Source organism: Larkinella arboricola (assembly GCF_003259745.1).
In the GTDB taxonomy this organism is placed as follows: domain Bacteria; phylum Bacteroidota; class Bacteroidia; order Cytophagales; family Spirosomataceae; genus Larkinella; species Larkinella arboricola.
Genome location: NZ_QLMC01000001.1, coordinates 1436552 through 1453030 on the forward strand (window position 1 = coordinate 1436552; position 16479 = coordinate 1453030).

The window sequence follows — 16479 nt, forward strand, 5'->3', positions numbered from 1 at the left end:
ACGCAACGGATGATTGCTTCCATTACCCGCTGGTGCCTGCTGCTTAGCGTGTTGCTGTTAAACCGCCCGGCTTTGGCCCAGACCGATGCCGAATACCGGGAAAATCTCGAGCAGGCTTCTTTTCAGCTTATCAAAACAACCGTTGAGTTTCTGACCACGGACCGGCAGACGTTCCCGAATGTGCAGACGACGCAGTGCAACTGCGACTCGTATGACAGTCTGAAAGCGTTTATCAAGCAGAACGATCTGGTCGGGGCGGATAAGCTGGTGGACGAATCTAAGCGAAGAGCCGCGCAGCATATTGCGCAGATCAACCAGCCCCGGACGGCTTTGAACGAAGTCAAGGAGTTTCTGATTCAGAAAATAGCTTCGGGAAACCGGGCGGAACGGAAGAATCTGCCCACGTATGCAGCCTTTGAAGCGGCCCTGGACGACATCATCAACCGGACGGTTTCGCCCGAAACGGCTACGGCGGTATCCCAGAAACCGGCGACGGTTTCGGAATCGGCAGGGTTGCCCGATACGCTGGAAACGCCCTCACCACCGATTACGTCCACCCCAACTACTCAATCAAACTGGATTTCTATGGCAGGAATTGCGCTTTTTTTATCCATACTTAGTCTCATTGGTGTTGCTTTTTTAATATACACCGCACTGAAAAACCAGAAGCCGGACCAGTCGGCGCGGGATATACAATTTGACTCACAACTGGCAAAACTGGCCGACCGGGTTACGAAACTGGAAGTCCGTAAAAACCAGCCCAACGAGAGTTTTCAGGTAAATTCGCAACTGGAAGCCCTCGAAAGGGCCGTTCGTCAACTGGAGCAAAACCGGGCCGAAAAACCGGCGACTCCGGCCCCCGCTCCTAAAGTACCGCTCGAAGTTGTTCCGCCGGCTCCGGGTAGTCCGGAAGAATCGGAAGCGGCTGGCCGTCCGATGAACCGCTACCGGACGCCATCGGTTGAGCCGCCCAAACCATCGGTTTTTTACGCGCGAACGGCCGATCTGGGCGACGGTTTCAGTGCTGGGGGATTACTGACCAAGCCTGAGCGGGATACGGTATTTGACGTTGTTCTGGAGAACGACACCCTGGCTACGTACCAGATTTCGGAAAATCCGGACGCCCAGCGTCTGGCCCTGAGCGATCCGTATTCGTACCTCAACGATGCCTGCGAATACCTCACACAGCCTAACCCCACCAGCCGCATTCGCACGGAGCAGGCCGGTCGGCTGAGTTTGCAGGGCGATAAGTGGAAGATTATTGAGAAAGCAAAAATTCGATTTATTTCGTAATTTAATAGCCAGCCGGGTTGAATTTAAACCACGTCGATAGAGAGTAGGAACATTGTGGCCGCTAATGACACTGAAACCGGTTTCCTATGTATCTGGATAGGCAGTTACTGGTAACATGACACTGGAAGAATTACGGGAGCGTATTAAAAATGAGGTCGTTCTGTACGAAGGCGAACTGGCCGACTGGCAATGGCGTCAGAAAGGGCTGGTGGACGAAGCCAATGAACTCGGTATTACTGATTTTACCCGGTTAGTCAATGACATAAGTCGGCAGATAAACCGTGATTTCGGGAAGATTCTCGACCTCAAAAAGAAAATTGTTACGGTTGCTCTCCAGCGTCAGAACAGGCTATCCGATACCGATATCAACCAGTTTGTGGCCGAAGCCGAACGGATTCAGCTGGCACGCCCGTTTGTAACCGAGCAATGGATACCTACCATTCTGTCGGCTCTTCCCGCGGCTCCAAAAGCGGAAAATCCGGTTAAACCCGAACCCAATCCCCTTCCGCAACCACCGACGCCCAGCCTGGCGGCTGCCGATCTGGCACCGCTGCCGGATAAAGTGGAGTCGGTTCGGAAGAAAATCAAGAGTATTCTGGATGATTACGACAAGCACATTCAGGCGCAGAGTCTGAAGTTTCTGTTTAAAGCCGTTGACTACGACGAAGCGGCTCTGGCGGAAGAAATCCGGCGCTATTTATCCGAAAATTACTACGCTTCCGTTAACCCGCCCCGCGGAAATACGCTGAAAGAAAAGCTGATTTCGACGGATTGGCGGCATTTGAGCTGGTGGGAAAAGGAAACGCCTAAAACCAGTCCGGAACCAGCGGCCTACGTTAAAACTCCAACGGGTTACACCACACCACCCAACCCGACGGTTTCACCCGCTCCTCCGCCCTGGCCATCCACGGAAAAACCGCAGAACCTGCCGCCAGCGTTGTCGACTGAGCCGCCTAAGAAGGGTGGGCTGTCGGATGCGGCTCTGATCGGACTGGCGGTTTTATCGGCGTTGGTCATCATCTGGGTGGTGTTGCGGCTAACCCGCGGGGCAAACGAAGAGGAGGAACCGGTTCGTCCGCCATCGAAAAGCTCGACGAGCCAGCATCGAAGCGTTCATCACGGCAGGAAGGTGTCAAGGGCATCCCTCACCTTCGGAAAAACAAAAAAGCAGCTTAGGGATGAAAAAACGGATTGGGCAGAAACAGAAACGTATGGTCGGGATACGTCAGGTGAACCGGAAAAAGAATTGAGAACACCGGATTATGATGCCGTGGATGATCGCGCTGGCGAATTCGGTTTGCGACCCGCTCAGAAGGGTACGTTATGGGGGTACATCAATGAGGAGAATGTCTGGGTGATTGCTCCCCAGTTTGATCTGGCTACCCCTTTCAATGCCGGAAAGGCCAGTGTTGAGCTGGACGGGAATCAATTTTTTATTAATCGGCAGGGGAGTCGGATCCGCGAATCTAACTAGTTGAGTAGTAATATTCTGGTAGACGGCAGGAAAAGAACGCGACCAAAATTGAGTTTAACTGAATGGTTAAAAAAGTAAACACACATCAATAAAGGATGTTATATGGATGAGTGCCGGCAATCGGGCAGATAAAAAATTATGAAGACAGCTTGACTTTTCGTAACTTTTCGAAGTCTAAAGAAGCGATTCTCTCGTCGATTGATACACTTAAAATGATCTACACCGTTAGACAAAGGATTCAAGAAGTTTTTGGCCACTATGATCGTCATGTTCCTGCCGAGGTGATCAAGGGATTATTTTTGGTTATACCCAACGATGAAACGACCCTGACGCAGGAAATTATGGGATACCTGCTGGAGCATAATTACGAAGCACTTAAAACTCCGGAAGGCCAATCATTACGGGAACGCCTGATTTCGACGGACTGGCGTCAGAAAGAAGAGAAGAACTGGGTGCCTGAACCTCAGCCTCTGCCAATGACTGCCGATGTTTCGGCTCATCCTGTAGCCATTCCATTGGGCCAGTCGAACAAGGTTCTGATTACACTGGTCATTTTGTTTGTAAGCGTCCTGCTGTGGCTCTGGAAAGGCAAGCTTTCCGAAATTGACAAGGGGACGCAAAGCGATTCGTCCGAGTCTTTACCAAGTGCGGCTGGTGCCGTAGTGCCGGGTAACGAAGTAACTACCCAGTCGAATGCAGCCCTTGTACAGCGGCAGCGGGCCGGTTCTCCGACTTCTCCGTCTTCGGTGGCAGAAACTAATACGGTGACCATCCCGGTCCCGAAAACCGACAAGCCTGTTGAAATGCCTTTGTCTGATAAGCCATTGGAAGCCAGTTTGGTAATGCCGTATGATGCGGTGGATGACCGGGTTGGCGACTTTGGATTACGGGCGGCCCGGAAAGGGAACAAGTGGGGGTATGTTGACCCGAAAGATCAGTGGCATATTGATCCGGTCTACGACGATGTTACTCCCTTTCGGAATGGAAAGGCCATTGTTATGCTGGATGGTCAGCAGATCAGCATCGACCGCGACGGCGTGCGCATTCGGGAGGAGGAATAATTACCGCGAGGGCGCACCCGTGCTGACCGTCAGATTCTGGAACAAGGTTCCGTCGGTGTTCGCAACAAATCCAATGCCGTTGCCCTGGTATTGCCGGAACTGATACGGGCTGGTGGGAATCTCCCGTCCGTTGACGTAAAAGTGAATCTGATCCCCTTTTTTGCGAACGGCCAGGGTGTTCTTCATCGACGAGAGCGGAATACCGGCCGGAACATAATCTCCCCGCATGTAAATCGTATAACTAAGTCCGTTAATGACGTATTTAACCGATACCTGGTTCTTGTTATTGATCCGGAAGTGGCAGTAATTTAGCGTATCTTTCACGCCGATCAGCAAACCCGCGTCTGGAATAATGCCGCTGGGGCCAGCCACATCGACCTGTACCATAAACGTATCAACTTTATTCAGATCAATGGCCGGTGGCATCGGAATGTAGCTAAACGCCGGGGTCTGAACGTTGCTGGCCTGCTTGCGAACCCGGTACGAATTCTGGTACAGATCAAACGAATAAGCGCCCCGCTGCCCAATGCGCCAGCGGTTGTGGTTATCACTAAAGTCGTCGGTCAGCGTCCGGCTGTTGGTCGCCGTGGGGCTCTTGGATTTTAACCGGACGTGAACCCACGAGCTGGAAGCCGAATAAACCCCAACCTGCGCCTGGCTTTCGCTCATCAGGCTGCACAGAATTCCCCAAATAATAGCGAAACGGATCATGATCAATGCTTAAAATTTGTACTGAAAAACCGCTACCGGATAACCCGCCTGAGAGCCCGGCAGCAGATTTAGCTTCGGCTGGGCCGCTTTTGCCCGCTGTTTCTGATTCTGCACCCCTTTGATAAAGGTGGCTACAATGTCGGTAATCCAGATCGCTCCGCCCAGCCGGGTGGCGAGGTAATAGCGGTGGTGGTGCCCGTTCGCCCGGTCGTAAAAGGGTTGGGCGGCTATCCGGTTGCGTTGCTGCTCGTACAGCGCGTATTCATCGCGTGACTTTTTCTTCTCGATAAGACCGTAGGCCATCAGGCCGTAACAAGCCGCCGTAATGCCAAGCCGATGGCCGATAACGGGGCGGGGCGACTGAACAAAAATGTTGCCGACGCCCGGCGCAACCACGGATAACAGGGCAAATCCGGGTCCGCCAGGACGGTATTTCTTCTCCGTCGGGTCAATTCCTGCCGCCGTCTCCGAAACCGTATTTGTCGTTGCAGGAGGTTGTGTGCCAGCCTTGGGCGCTGTTTTAATCAGAAGAGTGGCCCGAATGGGTTCATCCAGTTCATAACCGTTCTCGAGTGCTTTCCAGAGAATACGTCGGTTCGTACCCGGAGCGACATCCTGGCCCCAATCGCCGGAGAGGTACTGAGCCGCTGGATTGAGTAAACCATTGCTTTGGCTGCGAATGCGGAGGTATAGCGAGTCGGCGGGTTGAGTGCCGGTCAGATCGTAGAGAATTTCAACGGCTGATTCGTCGATAACGTTAATGCGAATATTGGTAACGGAAACCTGACTGAAAGTGGGCAAAGCCGGAATTAACAGCAGAAAACAAACAAATCGTTTCAGCCAGTAACGCGTGTAGTACTGATGCATAGCAGGAGGAGCTAGTTGGAGACGGTAACCAGTTGGGTGGCCGTATACCGATCGTCACACTGATTGGCCAGGACCATAGAGACATTATAGGTACCCGGCTTTTGGTAAATAACCGTAAATTGATTTCCGGAACGGTTTCGACCATCGCCCAGGTCCCAGCCGACGGCCCCGATATCGCCTTTCGGATTTTCCAGGTAAAACGTAACTTCCAGTTTAGAGACGGTGAAGCCGATGATCCCTTCCGGTTTTTCGCAAACCGGGAAGCTTTTCTGATCCAGATCAAACGGTTCACAGCTAAAAAAGCACAGGCTAGTCAGAATCAGTGCAATAAAGACTTTCATGATAAAATTCAATACGTCTACGAAACTAATTAAATTCCAGGAAACGTACTTCCAAAATACGGCCATTCCGGTAACGAACCAAACCTTTATGACATTGCCGGTATTTTTTTGTAAATTTATCCAGTAATACTGCCCTTGTCCTGGGGCTGCGAATCGCTTATGCGATGCCAAACAGGGAGCAGCAAATAACGTGTTACTGCGTTCAAATACCGACACATACTAATGTCCTGGTCTGCAAAAACAAAAGATGAGCTCGTGGCCGAGATTCGGCGACTGAGTAAAGAAGTCAATATACGCAACTCCCTGGATGGGAGTCCCGAAATTCCGCACGCGACGGTTTTCGACGTGAGCAAAACCGTTGACCAACTGAATCTTATCGGTTTAACGATTGAGAAAGACGGAACCGTAACGTTCTGCAATCAATATACATTCCGGATTACGGCCTGGCAGCCGACCGACGTGATCGGGCAAAATTTCTTTGAGCTTTTTATTCCTGCGGCCGAACGCGTGCAGGTGCAGCGGTACTTTGAGGATGCCATCGGACGGGATGGGGTATTTGAACAGAAGGAAATCAACCTGCTGGCCAAAAGCGGGGCCGTCCGGAATGTTCAACTGAACTCGTTTATCATCAACAATGCCGCGGACCTGTCGGCGGTGGCGTCGTATACCATCATTGGCGAAGATGTCACCAACAAAAAGCGGGTGGCGTCGGCACTTTCCTATTCGAACTCGCAGTTACAGGATCTGGTTGACAACACCAGCGACCTGATTCAGCTCGTTACGCTCGACGGCAAATTTCTGTTTGTCAACCGGGCGTGGCGCGAAACGCTGGAATACAGTTCCGACGAAATTTCGTCGCTGACACTGAAAGACGTATTGCATCCCGATTACGCCGAAAGTACGCTCATGCGTCTGCAACGGGTGCGGGATGGGGAGAAATTTCCGTATTTCGAAACGGTTTTTCAGAGCAAAAAAGGCAGAACGATCTTCGTTTCAGGGAGTGTCAACTGCCGGTATGATCAGGGAAAGCCCACGGCGTACCGCTGTATTCTGCACAACACGACGAGCCGCATCCGGGCCGAAAAAGCGCAGAAGCTCTACTACAGCATTGCCAACTGGACGCTTAATGCGACCGATCTGGACGAACTATACCAGAATATTCACGATGAGTTGAGCAACATCATCGACGCCCGGAACTTCTTCATTGCGCTGTACGACCAGAGCAAAAGTTTTCTGTATTTTCCGTATTACGTTGATGAATACTTCACCGGAATGCGGTTTACGAAGCGGAGGCTGGGCAACGGGTTGACAGAATACGCCATTCGGGCCAACCGACCGCTGTTTCTCTACGAGCAGGATATTCAGCAACTGGCGGCTACGCAGAATTTATACCTCTATGGCCAGATACCGAAAGCCATGCTTTGTGTGCCGCTCCGGATTGGCGAACGCATTACGGGGATTATTGGGGTAAAAGCGTACGACAAAGCCGATACCTACAACATCCGCGATCTCGAACTGCTCGAATTTATCTCGGGACAGGTGGCGCTGGCGATTGCCCGTAAACAGGATGAAGCGGCCATCAACAAACAAACCGCCCGGTTGAATGCCATTTTTGACAGCAGTTCTCACCTCATCTGGTCGGTCAACAAAAGTTTCCAGCTCACCTCCTTCAACCGCAATTACACCCGGTTGATCGAAAACCAGCTGGGCGAAGTGCCGCAGTTGAACGTGACAACCGAAAAATTAGGCTGGCGTATCATTGGGGGCGAAAACCGGAGGTTGCTGGAAGAAAAATACCGGCTGGCGTTCCGGGGGTTGCCGCAAACCGTTGAACTGCACTTTCAGACGAAGAAAGGCGAAGCCTGGCTGGAAGTGCATCTGAACCCGATTCTGCTTTCGGGCGGGATCATTGAAGAAGTGTCGGGCATTGCCCGCGACATTACGGCCCGCAAGCGTACGGAACTGGAACTGCGCGGCAGTGAAGAAAAATTCCGGGGCATATTTGTCAATCTACAGGATATTTATTGCCGTGTTGACCGCGAAGGACGGATTACCATGATCAGTCCGTCGGTGCTGAAACGGACGGGATATACGCCGGAAGAAGTGCTGGGCCGACCCATTACGGATTTTGTCGATAAGCAGTACATCCGGCGGGCGCTGGTCCGGCTGATCCGGAACAAGAGCCTGCGAAATTTCGAAGCTACCTTTCAGCGGAAAGACGGCACGGTTCGGCAGATCATGCTCAACATGTTGACGCTGAACGACAAAAATGGCCGGGTTGAAGAAGTGGCAGGTCTGGCCCGCGACATCACCGAACTGAAGCGCAACGCCCAGGAACTGATGAAGGCCAAAGACGAAGCGGAGCGGTCGCTGAAGGTGAAAGAGCGTTTTCTGGCCAACATGAGCCACGAAATCCGGACGCCCATGAACGGGGTAATCGGGATGATTGATCTGCTGAACGACACTCCGCTGAATCAGGAGCAGAAGGATTATGTGCAGACGATTAAAAAATCGTCGGAAACGCTGCTGAACATCCTGAACGATATTCTGGATTTGTCGAAAATCGAAGCCGGAAAAATGGTGCTGCACGAAGCGCCCATCCGGTTTGAGGAGGTTTTTGAAAAACTCGTGTCGCTGTTCGGGCAGCAGGCTGCCGTCAAAGGCAACAAGCTGACGTACCACCTAGCCGACGACCTGCCGAAATTCGTGATTGCCGACCAGACGCGGTTGTTGCAGATTCTGTCGAACCTGACCTCCAACGCCATCAAGTTTACCGAAAACGGAGCCGTCACCGTGCGGGCTACCCTGATCGGGAAAAAAGGCAAATTCAACCGGATTAAGGTGGAAGTGAAAGACTCGGGCATCGGTATTGCCAAGGATGATCTGGGAATCCTGTTCAATTCGTTCAGTCAGGTAGAAATGTCGTCGCGGAAGTCTTTCGGCGGCACGGGGTTGGGGCTGGCCATTTCCAAGGAACTGGCGGCTTTAATGAAAGGCAGCATTGGTGTGGATTCGGTCGCCGGAGAGGGCAGTACCTTCTGGTTTACCATCGAACTGAAAGAAACCCTGATCAGTCCGACGGCGCAGAAATCCGATCCGGGCGAAGTGTCGTTGAAAGATGTTTTTAAAGAACATCGGCCGTATCTGCTGCTGGTTGATGACAATGCCGTGAACCGGAAAGTGGCCACCGAAATCCTGAAAAAATCGGGTTGTATTGTCGATATGGCGTCGAGCGGGCAGGAAGCCATCGATAAGGTAACGGCGGCCATGTCCGAAAACGGAAATCCGTACGAGATGATTTTTATGGATATTCAAATGCCGGATATGGACGGGGTGGAAACCACCAGCCGACTCCGGAGCCAATTTGGTGCCCAATTGCCACCGGTGATTGCCATGACGGCTTACTCGATGCGCGAAGACCGGGATCGTTTTCTGAGTCAGGGACTTGACGATTACATTGCCAAGCCAATCCGGGCCCAGAGCCTGATTGCCAAGGTCAAAGAAACCGTCGAGGCTCGAAAGGAATTCAGGGAAGCCGCCCATATGCGTTCCAAACAACTGGAAACCCTGCGGGAACTGGAAGCGCCGATGATTGATACCGAGATTATTGCGCAACTGGAGCAGGTCGGCGGTCGCGATCTGGTGGTGTCGATCTATGAAGATTTTGAAATCGAGGCTACCACACTTGTGCAGGAGTCGCTGGATGCGTTTGCCATTGGCGATGTACCCACCGTCAAAAGCCATCTGCACACCCTGAAAGGCAGCGCCGGAACAATTGGGGTGGCCCGAATGGCGCAGATTGCCCGTGAAGCCGAAGCCAAGCTGAAAGTAAACGATACCAGTTCGCTGGCCGATGATCTGCATCTGCTGGACAAAGAGTTTAAAATTTTTATTCAGGAGTATAAAGCCGCGCTGGATCGGTTGGTCGCCGAAAAAGCCGGGTAAGGTACAATTATGTCAGAACGTCAACTTATTTCGTCGGGTACCCCCTGGGAGCCGGTCGTCGGTTACAGCCGTGCGGTTCGGATCGGGAATCTAATCGAGGTTTCGGGAACCACCGCTATGGATGGGGACCGTTTAATAGGTCAGAATAACATTTACGAGCAAACCCGTTTTATTCTACAAAAGGTGAGCCAAGTGCTTGAGGAAGCGGGAGCCTCCTTACAGAATGTTGTGCGTACAAGGATGTACGTTACTGATATTTCGCAATGGCAGGAGGTGGGTCGGGCTCATGGCGAAGTATTTAACGATATTCGTCCGGCCACTTCAATGGTTGAAGTTAGTGCGTTAATTCATCCAGATTTGTTGGTTGAAATTGAGATAACGGCCGTTGTAAATTGATTTATAGAACTTACTTCCAATTAGTAAATCAATCTCTGTCGGCAGTTTATCTTATACTGCATTGATGTGTTTTTGTCTGGAATTAGTACTATAACGGCGTACTATACAGTGCTTTAATTGCTGTATGGTACGTATTGAGAAATGACACCAGAACTACAGGAAACAGAGAAGGAAAATGTTCCCATTGAACAGATTATTAAAAAAGGAGTAGACGTGATTTGTGGGAAATGGAGACTTATTATTATTCATTTATTGCGCGATAAAACGCTCAGATACGGAGAAATCAAACGCGCGATACCGGGTATAAGCGAAAAAGTTCTGGTTCACGAATTAAAGCAATTGGTGGAGTTGGGGATGGTTGATAAACAGTCATTTGGCGAAGTCCCACCCCGCGTCGAATACCGGCTTAACGAAAAAGGTCATACGGTTTTGCCCGTGATCGATGTTCTCAGTCAGGTCGGGCGGGTATTTATGTAAAGGCAGGCTTCAATACCGGGCTTTCCGGTATTGAAGCTTCTGTATCAAAAGTCAAGAAAGCGGTACCCTACGGCAACCGTTGCGTAGCCAATGTAGCCGGTTATGCCACTATCATTGAAGACTCCGCCAACGGGCAGACCGTAGCGCACGTCAACTTCCAGCCGTTTGAGAACGGTCAGTCCGGCACCCAATTCGATGCCGAAATTAAAGTTTTTCACCTGGAGAATACCGGCCTGCTCCGGGTCGGTCAGATCGACCTTGTCGGATATGGAAACCGGAAAATTTGGCCCCGATATCACCCGACCGGAAGCCGTGCGGGCCGCTTCCGACTTTTGGGTGAACAGAAACGTTGGGCCGCCGTAGAGCCGCCATTTGCCTTCCTGTCCTTGTTTTCCGATATAAATGGGAATGTTAATCGAATTGAGTACCGGGTCGGATGTGGTATTCAGGTTGACGAATAACGTTCCGATGGGAATGTTCGGGATCGTAACTCCAAATTCGGAAGCCGCAGCGACGTCGATCCGATCAATGGTTGCCTTTTGCTTCAGGGCTAGTTTTGAATAGCTTACCTCAGCCTGGAGGAAAAAACGGTTCCAGGTTTTCCGGACCCAGATTCCTCCTAGGTAGCCGGTGCCGATTCCGTTGTTCTGGTTCTGAATTCGGGGTATTTCTAAACCCGGTGCTAACGTTCGGGCCGGAATGTTCGTAAAACCGTGCATGAAGGTTGCGCCCCCTCTGACTCCCAATTCAACTGTTCCCTGCGCCTGGGCCATTGTGGCCATCAGCAACATCATCCATGCAACGCCAAGAAATTTCATTTCTGCTAAACTAAGTCTGGTTTGCCTCTTTTCCGACTGCAAAGTACCGCAAGAAGGCCAAAGTCTGGCAAGGCAAAAATAGAAATTGAAAGATTTTATTGAAGATTGATTACTTACACGCCACTTTGCCGTCTAAAATAAGATTGTGATGGTACCGGAAATCCGTCAGTAAACAGTTCAAGTGCATTCGCAGTTGTTCTAATTAAATCAGTATCAACACTCAATAACACACAAACGAAACACACATGGGACTGCTCAGTTTTTTCAAAGGTGTCGGAGAAAAAGTTTTCGGTAAAGAACACGAAGCTCCGGCCGCCGAACCGGCCAAAGCGGCTGAAGTGGAGCCGTTGAAAGCCAGCGCATTGCTCAATCACGTAAAGCAGCTAGGCTTGTCTTATAAGAAACTAACCGTCAAAACCGCAGGTGATACGGTGGTACTGGAAGGCGAAGTGGCTAGCCAGGAAGATGCCGAGAAGTTGGCTCTGGCCGTTGGTAACGTTGAGGGCGTTCATCAGGTAGACAACCGCCTGGTGGTTGACACGCCGGAGCCCGAAGGCCAGTTCCATACGGTCGAAGAAGGGGATACCCTGTCGGCCATCTCCAAGAAGGTATACGGGGACCCGATGAAGTATGGTATTATTTTCGAAGCCAACAAACCGATGCTGAAAAGCCCGGATCTGATTTACCCGGGTCAGGTGTTGCGGATTCCGCGGTTGTAAGGTAATACGAAGTCATAAAAAAGTCCCGCATAACGGTTATGCGGGACTTTTTTATGTCAACCCTATTGGGTTATTCAGCCTTGAAATGTGGGTTTTCGATAATGCCCAGCACATTGCCAAACGGGTCTTTTACACTGGCTACCTTAATGTCTTCGCCCACTTCTTCGATGCCCGAATGGAGGCTGGCGCCATGGCTCATCAGGTGTTCCCAGGCTTTTTCAATATTAGGGACCCCCCAATAGGTAATGGTGCTGCCGTCCGACGGTTTGGCTGCCGGGTCGAGTCCCAGCTCGTAGCCGCCCACTGAAAAACCCACGTAAAACGGCTCGTCGAAATACGGTGTAACACCTAATATGGTTGAGTACCAGCTTTTTGCGTAAACCAGATCGGGTGCCGCGTAGATTACCGTTCGTAGGCCCAGAAAAGCGGATGCCATAAAAAGGAAAGAGTTGCCCACCACGGTATTGGCCGCGTATGGAAATGAAATGGAAAAATAAGAAAAAAGATTAAATAGCGGGAAGAGAATTTCTTTTCCGGTTTATACTTCTTCGGAGAAACAGACAATTATGTGGCTGGTTTCTAATCAGAAAGCGTTATCCATCTTACCGGGCAGGGCAATCAAAAAAACTTACTTTAGTGAAAGGTAACAATATGGCATTTGTCCGTCGTTATCTCATTGACTTTTTAACGATTCTTACCATTTTTACAGCTAAATTTGAGATCTAAAGTTGTTTCGCTAAGCAAATAAAAGTGGTACTACTAACTGACCTGACCAGTTTATATGTCTAAGAAAAAACAGCCATTATCAGGACAAAAAACGCCCATTCGGTCTACTGCAACTGCGGGCAGTAAGTTAACCGGTCGCCCTCCGGTCTCTGGCGCTCCACAACCTCCGTCGGCGAGTGTTTCCGAACCAATAGCCGTGCATCCCATTCAGTGGATCTGGGCGTTGCTCATCGCTACGGTAGCTTTTGCCTTGTATGCGAATACGTTCAACCACGGTCTGGCGCTCGACGATATTGCCGCGATCACCCAAAACCTGTTTGTTCAAAAGGGAATAGAGGGCATTCCGGATCTTCTTAAGACTGAATTCTGGCATTTCAGTAACATTTCACTCGGCTATTATCGCCCGCTGGCTCTCATTACGTTTGCGCTCGAAAAAGAATTTTTCAACGCTGATCCGCACATCAGCCACATCATAAACGGTATTCTTTACGGCTTGACAGGGTTCTTTCTGGTGGTTTTGCTGCAGAAGTGGATGCCCGGACGAACGGTTCTGACGACACTCATTGCCCTGCTGTTCGTGACCCATCCGCTGCATACCGAAGTGGTGGCCAATATCAAAAGCCGGGACGAAATGCTGAGTTTCCTGTTCCTGACGCTGGTGATGCTGACCTACTGGAAGTATCTGGAAACCAGAGAAAAGGGCTGGATTGTGTTTTCGGCCTTCTGGATGTACCTCACCTACCTGTCAAAAGAGTCGTCGCTGGTTGGCTTAGGGCTCATTGTCATCATGCAGTATACTTTTGCCAGACGTACCTTCTGGCAGTCACTGATCAGCATCTGGCCGTATCTGGTCGTGACGGCGGTGTTTTTCTGGCAGAAAAAAGCGATGATCGGCACGCTAAGCGGCAATCCGCCGGTCGACTGGGCCAATTATCCCTATGCGCTGGAAAACACGAAGTTTCTGACCACCTTCAAATTTTTTGCCCAGTATCTGCGTCTGTTGATTTTCCCGCTGCATTTATCCTACGATTATTCCTACAACGTCATTCCGTCCGGGAAACTGAGCGATTGGGAAACGCTGCTGGGCCTGTTTACGTTTGGCGGGCTGGTCTGGCTGGCCTGGAAGGGCTTCTGGCAACGGTCGTTGTGGGGTTTCGGGCTGAGCTGGATGTTTATTACCATGACGCCGGGCCTGGGCTTTGTTCTGTTTCGGGGCGGTATTCTGGCCGAACGGTTTTTGTACGCACCGATTCTGGGCTTCGCTATAGCCGTCATTGCCGGGCTTGATCTGGTACTCTCCAAACGGCTGGATTTGTCCGAAAACAAGCCGGTTCTGAAACGGTACGGTATTCTGATCGGCTTTTGTCTGGTGGTTGGCTCTTTATTCAGCTTCCGGACGGTGGTGCGAAACGAAGACTGGAAGGATAACTTTACGCTTTTTAACAGCGGTCTGGATTACGCATCCAACAGTTGTCAGGTAAACCGGCACGTGGCCAATGAGTGGATCAACAAATGCGCGGAAGAGAAAGACCCGAAAAAGAAACGGTATTATTTCAACAAAGCCATTTTCCATTTGCGGAGATCGACCGAGATCTATCCCGGCTTTGGCGAAGCCTTCTTTTCCATTGCGTACTCGTATCAGAAGTTAATTCCTAACCGGGATTCGGCGGTTTATTACTACAAACAGGCTATCCGGGCGTCGTCAAACTACGCACCCGCCTACAACAACCTTGGCGTGATTTACCAGAATGAAGGGCGCTATCATCTGGCATCCTATTTCTACAATATGTCGATGATGGTCAATCCGGCTTACCAGGATGGGCGCAATAACTGGGAGGGGTTGCGGAAACAGCTTGGAATTGACGTGAAGATTTTACCCGACAGCCTGAAACACGAAGCCGTTTTGCCGGTTGCACCCACCCCAACAGCAGTGCCAAGACTGCGTTTCCCGGTCCAATAAACCGTAGTAGCAGCAGGCTTTCAACATAAAACCCGTACCGGTGTGAGCCAGGTACGGGTTTTTGTTTGCTCTATTTTGAGTAGAAGAAGTTACTTTGCGTAGGCTACGGAACGCATCTCCCGAATCACGGTAATTTTGATCTGGCCGGGATACTGCATTTCCTTTTCAATTTTCTGCGAAATATCAAAGGATAGTGTATTGGCTTTTTCGTCGGTCACATTTTCAGCATCGACCATCACGCGCAGTTCGCGACCGGCCTGAATGGCGTAGCATTTGAGAACCCCCTGGAAGCCCATCGCCAGTTCTTCGAGTTCTTTCAGTCGTTTGATATACGACTCCATCATCTCCCGACGCGCCCCTGGCCGCGAACCCGACACCGCGTCACAGACCTGCACAATGGGCGAAATCAGGCTGGTCATTTCAATTTCGTCGTGGTGCGCCCCGATGGCGTTGCAAACTTCAGGATGTTCTTTGTATTTCTTGGCCAGTTCCATGCCCAGAACCGCGTGCGGCAGTTCGGCTTCTTCGGGCCAGACTTTCCCAATGTCGTGCAGCAGTCCGGCGCGTTTCGCCAGTTTAGCGTTCAAACCCAGTTCGGCGGCCATGGTCGCGCAGAGCTTGGCTACCTCGCGGGAGTGTTGCAGCAGGTTTTGCCCGTAGCTCGATCGGAAGCGCATCCGGCCAACCATTTTAATCAGTTCGGGGTGCAAACCGTGAATGCCCAGATCAATAACCGTCCGCTCACCGATTTCCACAATCTCGTCTTCGATGTTCTTGCGGGTTTTGGCCACGATCTCCTCAATTCGGGCCGGGTGAATCCGACCATCCTGCACGAGTCGGTGCAGCGACAGACGGGCGATCTCGCGCCGAACGGGATCAAAACCGGAAATAATGATGGCTTCCGGCGTATCGTCCACAATGATTTCAACACCTGTGGCGGCTTCCAGCGCCCGGATGTTCCGGCCTTCGCGCCCAATGACTTTCCCCTTGATATCGTCGCTTTCGATGTTGAAAACCGATACGCAGTTTTCGATGGCGTGTTCGGTTGCCGTCCGCTGAATGGTTTCGATCACCACTTTTTTCGCTTCCTTGGTGGCCGTCAGTTTAGCTTCTTCCACCACGCTTTTAATGTAGGACGACGCCCGTGAATCGGCTTCGGCTTTCAGGGCATCGATGAGTTGTTCGCGGGCCTGATCGGCGGTGAGGTTGGCAATTTTTTCCAGCGCTTCCACCTGTTGCTGGCGCATCCGTTCGGCTTCTTCCCGGCGTTTGCCGATGCTTTCCAGTTGCTGATCCAGTTTGGCTTTTTGCTGGTCCAGCTCGGCTTCCCGGCGTTTATATTGTTCGGCTTGCTGCTGGAGCTGTTGTTCCCGTTGTTTGAGCTTGTTCTCGTTGGTAATCAGAATATTCTTTTTCCGGTTGGTGTCTTCCTCAAATTCAGCTTTCAGTTTAAGGTATTTCTCCCGAGCTTCCAGAATGCGGTCTTTCTTGATATTTTCAGCCGTCAGTTCGGCATTTTTGATAATCTCCGCCGACCGAGCTTCGGCGTTTTTTTCACGCTGGGTAAACAGGCGACTCAGTAGTTTCCTGCCAATGTAAATGCCCAGTGCTATCGAAACAAAGTCCGACAGGAGCATTACCCAGAAATCGATTTTATTCATGGTCCGTAGACGTTTGTGTGAGAAATAGAA

At 51.0% G+C, this 16479-nt stretch carries 14 protein-coding genes; 8 read left to right on the top strand and 6 right to left on the bottom strand.

All coding sequences use genetic code 11. From position 1 onward, the window contains the following. Positions 1–9 precede the first annotated feature (9 nt). The 3 genes from LX87_RS05655 to LX87_RS05665 all read left to right on the top strand — a co-directional run bounded on the left by LX87_RS05655 (position 10) and on the right by LX87_RS05665 (position 3828). The gene (locus tag LX87_RS05655) at positions 10–1293 is read left to right on the top strand and encodes a PilN family protein (RefSeq protein WP_111627163.1); all 1284 of its coding nucleotides are present in this window, start codon (positions 10–12) and stop codon (positions 1291–1293) included. 115 nt (positions 1294–1408) lie between these two features. Then, on the top strand, positions 1409–2767 hold the full coding sequence (locus tag LX87_RS05660) for a WG repeat-containing protein (RefSeq protein WP_111627164.1): 1359 nt from the start codon (positions 1409–1411) through the stop codon (positions 2765–2767). Between the two features lie 299 nt (positions 2768–3066). Next, positions 3067–3828: a WG repeat-containing protein gene (locus LX87_RS05665; protein ID WP_170139307.1), complete on the top strand. Its 762-nt coding sequence runs from the start codon at positions 3067–3069 to the stop codon at positions 3826–3828. On the opposite strand, the gene LX87_RS05670 is transcribed toward LX87_RS05665, so the two are convergent. From LX87_RS05670 to LX87_RS05680, 3 genes are read right to left on the bottom strand one after another with little or no spacing between them, the layout of a single operon-like run. Beyond that, a complete protein-coding gene (locus LX87_RS05670) occupies positions 3829–4539 on the bottom strand; it encodes a hypothetical protein (RefSeq protein ID WP_111627166.1) in 711 nt (236 codons plus the stop codon). Between the two features lie 9 nt (positions 4540–4548). Beyond that, positions 4549–5406, bottom strand: a complete 858-nt coding sequence (locus tag LX87_RS05675) for a hypothetical protein (protein ID WP_229310552.1) — start codon at positions 5404–5406, stop codon at positions 4549–4551. Between the two features lie 11 nt (positions 5407–5417). Then, entirely contained in the window at positions 5418–5747 is a 330-nt protein-coding gene (locus tag LX87_RS05680; protein WP_111627501.1) for a PKD domain-containing protein, read from the bottom strand. 222 nt (positions 5748–5969) lie between these two features. On the opposite strand from LX87_RS05680, the gene LX87_RS05685 reads away from it, so the two are divergent. The 3 genes from LX87_RS05685 to LX87_RS05695 all read left to right on the top strand — a co-directional run bounded on the left by LX87_RS05685 (position 5970) and on the right by LX87_RS05695 (position 10565). After that, positions 5970–9692 carry a PAS domain S-box protein gene (locus LX87_RS05685; protein ID WP_111627167.1) on the top strand — a complete coding sequence of 1241 codons (3723 nt, stop codon included), beginning with the start codon at positions 5970–5972 and terminating at the stop codon, positions 9690–9692. A 9-nt stretch (positions 9693–9701) separates the two neighbouring features. Then, the gene (locus LX87_RS05690) at positions 9702–10088 is read left to right on the top strand and encodes a RidA family protein (RefSeq protein ID WP_111627168.1); all 387 of its coding nucleotides are present in this window, start codon (positions 9702–9704) and stop codon (positions 10086–10088) included. A 141-nt stretch (positions 10089–10229) separates the two neighbouring features. Then, positions 10230–10565, top strand: coding sequence for a winged helix-turn-helix transcriptional regulator (locus LX87_RS05695; protein WP_111627169.1), 336 nt, complete (start codon positions 10230–10232; stop codon positions 10563–10565). Positions 10566–10609: 44 nt separating this feature from the next. Here the strand turns inward: LX87_RS05695 and LX87_RS05700 are convergent, their stop codons facing one another. After that, entirely contained in the window at positions 10610–11383 is a 774-nt protein-coding gene (locus tag LX87_RS05700) for an outer membrane beta-barrel protein (RefSeq protein WP_111627170.1), read from the bottom strand. 245 nt (positions 11384–11628) lie between these two features. On the opposite strand from LX87_RS05700, the gene lysM reads away from it, so the two are divergent. After that, a complete protein-coding gene (gene lysM, locus LX87_RS05705; RefSeq protein WP_111627171.1) occupies positions 11629–12102 on the top strand; it encodes a peptidoglycan-binding protein LysM in 474 nt (157 codons plus the stop codon). A gap of 70 nt (positions 12103–12172) precedes the next feature. Here lysM and LX87_RS05710 read toward each other — a convergent pair whose 3' ends face one another. Then, entirely contained in the window at positions 12173–12538 is a 366-nt protein-coding gene (locus LX87_RS05710) for a VOC family protein (protein WP_111627172.1), read from the bottom strand. Between the two features lie 345 nt (positions 12539–12883). On the opposite strand from LX87_RS05710, the gene LX87_RS05715 reads away from it, so the two are divergent. Continuing rightward, positions 12884–14788 carry a tetratricopeptide repeat protein gene (locus LX87_RS05715; RefSeq protein WP_111627173.1) on the top strand — a complete coding sequence of 635 codons (1905 nt, stop codon included), beginning with the start codon at positions 12884–12886 and terminating at the stop codon, positions 14786–14788. An 89-nt stretch (positions 14789–14877) separates the two neighbouring features. On the opposite strand, the gene rny is transcribed toward LX87_RS05715, so the two are convergent. Beyond that, positions 14878–16449: a ribonuclease Y gene (rny, locus tag LX87_RS05720; protein ID WP_111627174.1), complete on the bottom strand. Its 1572-nt coding sequence runs from the start codon at positions 16447–16449 to the stop codon at positions 14878–14880. Between the last annotated feature and the right edge of the window lie 30 nt (positions 16450–16479).

What these genes read in the sequence shown, in the direction of transcription:
- LX87_RS05655 (WP_111627163.1), top strand. Translation starts at nt 10, where the DNA reads ATGATTGCTTCCATTACCCGCTGGTGCCTGCTGCTTAGCGTGTTGCTG.
- LX87_RS05660 (WP_111627164.1), top strand. Translation starts at nt 1,409, where the DNA reads ATGACACTGGAAGAATTACGGGAGCGTATTAAAAATGAGGTCGTTCTG.
- LX87_RS05670 (WP_111627166.1), bottom strand. Translation starts at nt 4,539, where the DNA reads ATGATCCGTTTCGCTATTATTTGGGGAATTCTGTGCAGCCTGATGAGC.
- LX87_RS05675 (WP_229310552.1), bottom strand. Translation starts at nt 5,406, where the DNA reads ATGCATCAGTACTACACGCGTTACTGGCTGAAACGATTTGTTTGTTTT.
- LX87_RS05680 (WP_111627501.1), bottom strand. Translation starts at nt 5,747, where the DNA reads ATGAAAGTCTTTATTGCACTGATTCTGACTAGCCTGTGCTTTTTTAGC.
- LX87_RS05685 (WP_111627167.1), top strand. Translation starts at nt 5,970, where the DNA reads ATGTCCTGGTCTGCAAAAACAAAAGATGAGCTCGTGGCCGAGATTCGG.
- LX87_RS05690 (WP_111627168.1), top strand. Translation starts at nt 9,702, where the DNA reads ATGTCAGAACGTCAACTTATTTCGTCGGGTACCCCCTGGGAGCCGGTC.
- LX87_RS05695 (WP_111627169.1), top strand. Translation starts at nt 10,230, where the DNA reads ATGACACCAGAACTACAGGAAACAGAGAAGGAAAATGTTCCCATTGAA.
- LX87_RS05700 (WP_111627170.1), bottom strand. Translation starts at nt 11,383, where the DNA reads ATGAAATTTCTTGGCGTTGCATGGATGATGTTGCTGATGGCCACAATG.
- lysM (WP_111627171.1), top strand. Translation starts at nt 11,629, where the DNA reads ATGGGACTGCTCAGTTTTTTCAAAGGTGTCGGAGAAAAAGTTTTCGGT.
- LX87_RS05710 (WP_111627172.1), bottom strand. Translation starts at nt 12,538, where the DNA reads ATGGCATCCGCTTTTCTGGGCCTACGAACGGTAATCTACGCGGCACCC.
- LX87_RS05715 (WP_111627173.1), top strand. Translation starts at nt 12,884, where the DNA reads ATGTCTAAGAAAAAACAGCCATTATCAGGACAAAAAACGCCCATTCGG.
- rny (WP_111627174.1), bottom strand. Translation starts at nt 16,449, where the DNA reads ATGAATAAAATCGATTTCTGGGTAATGCTCCTGTCGGACTTTGTTTCG.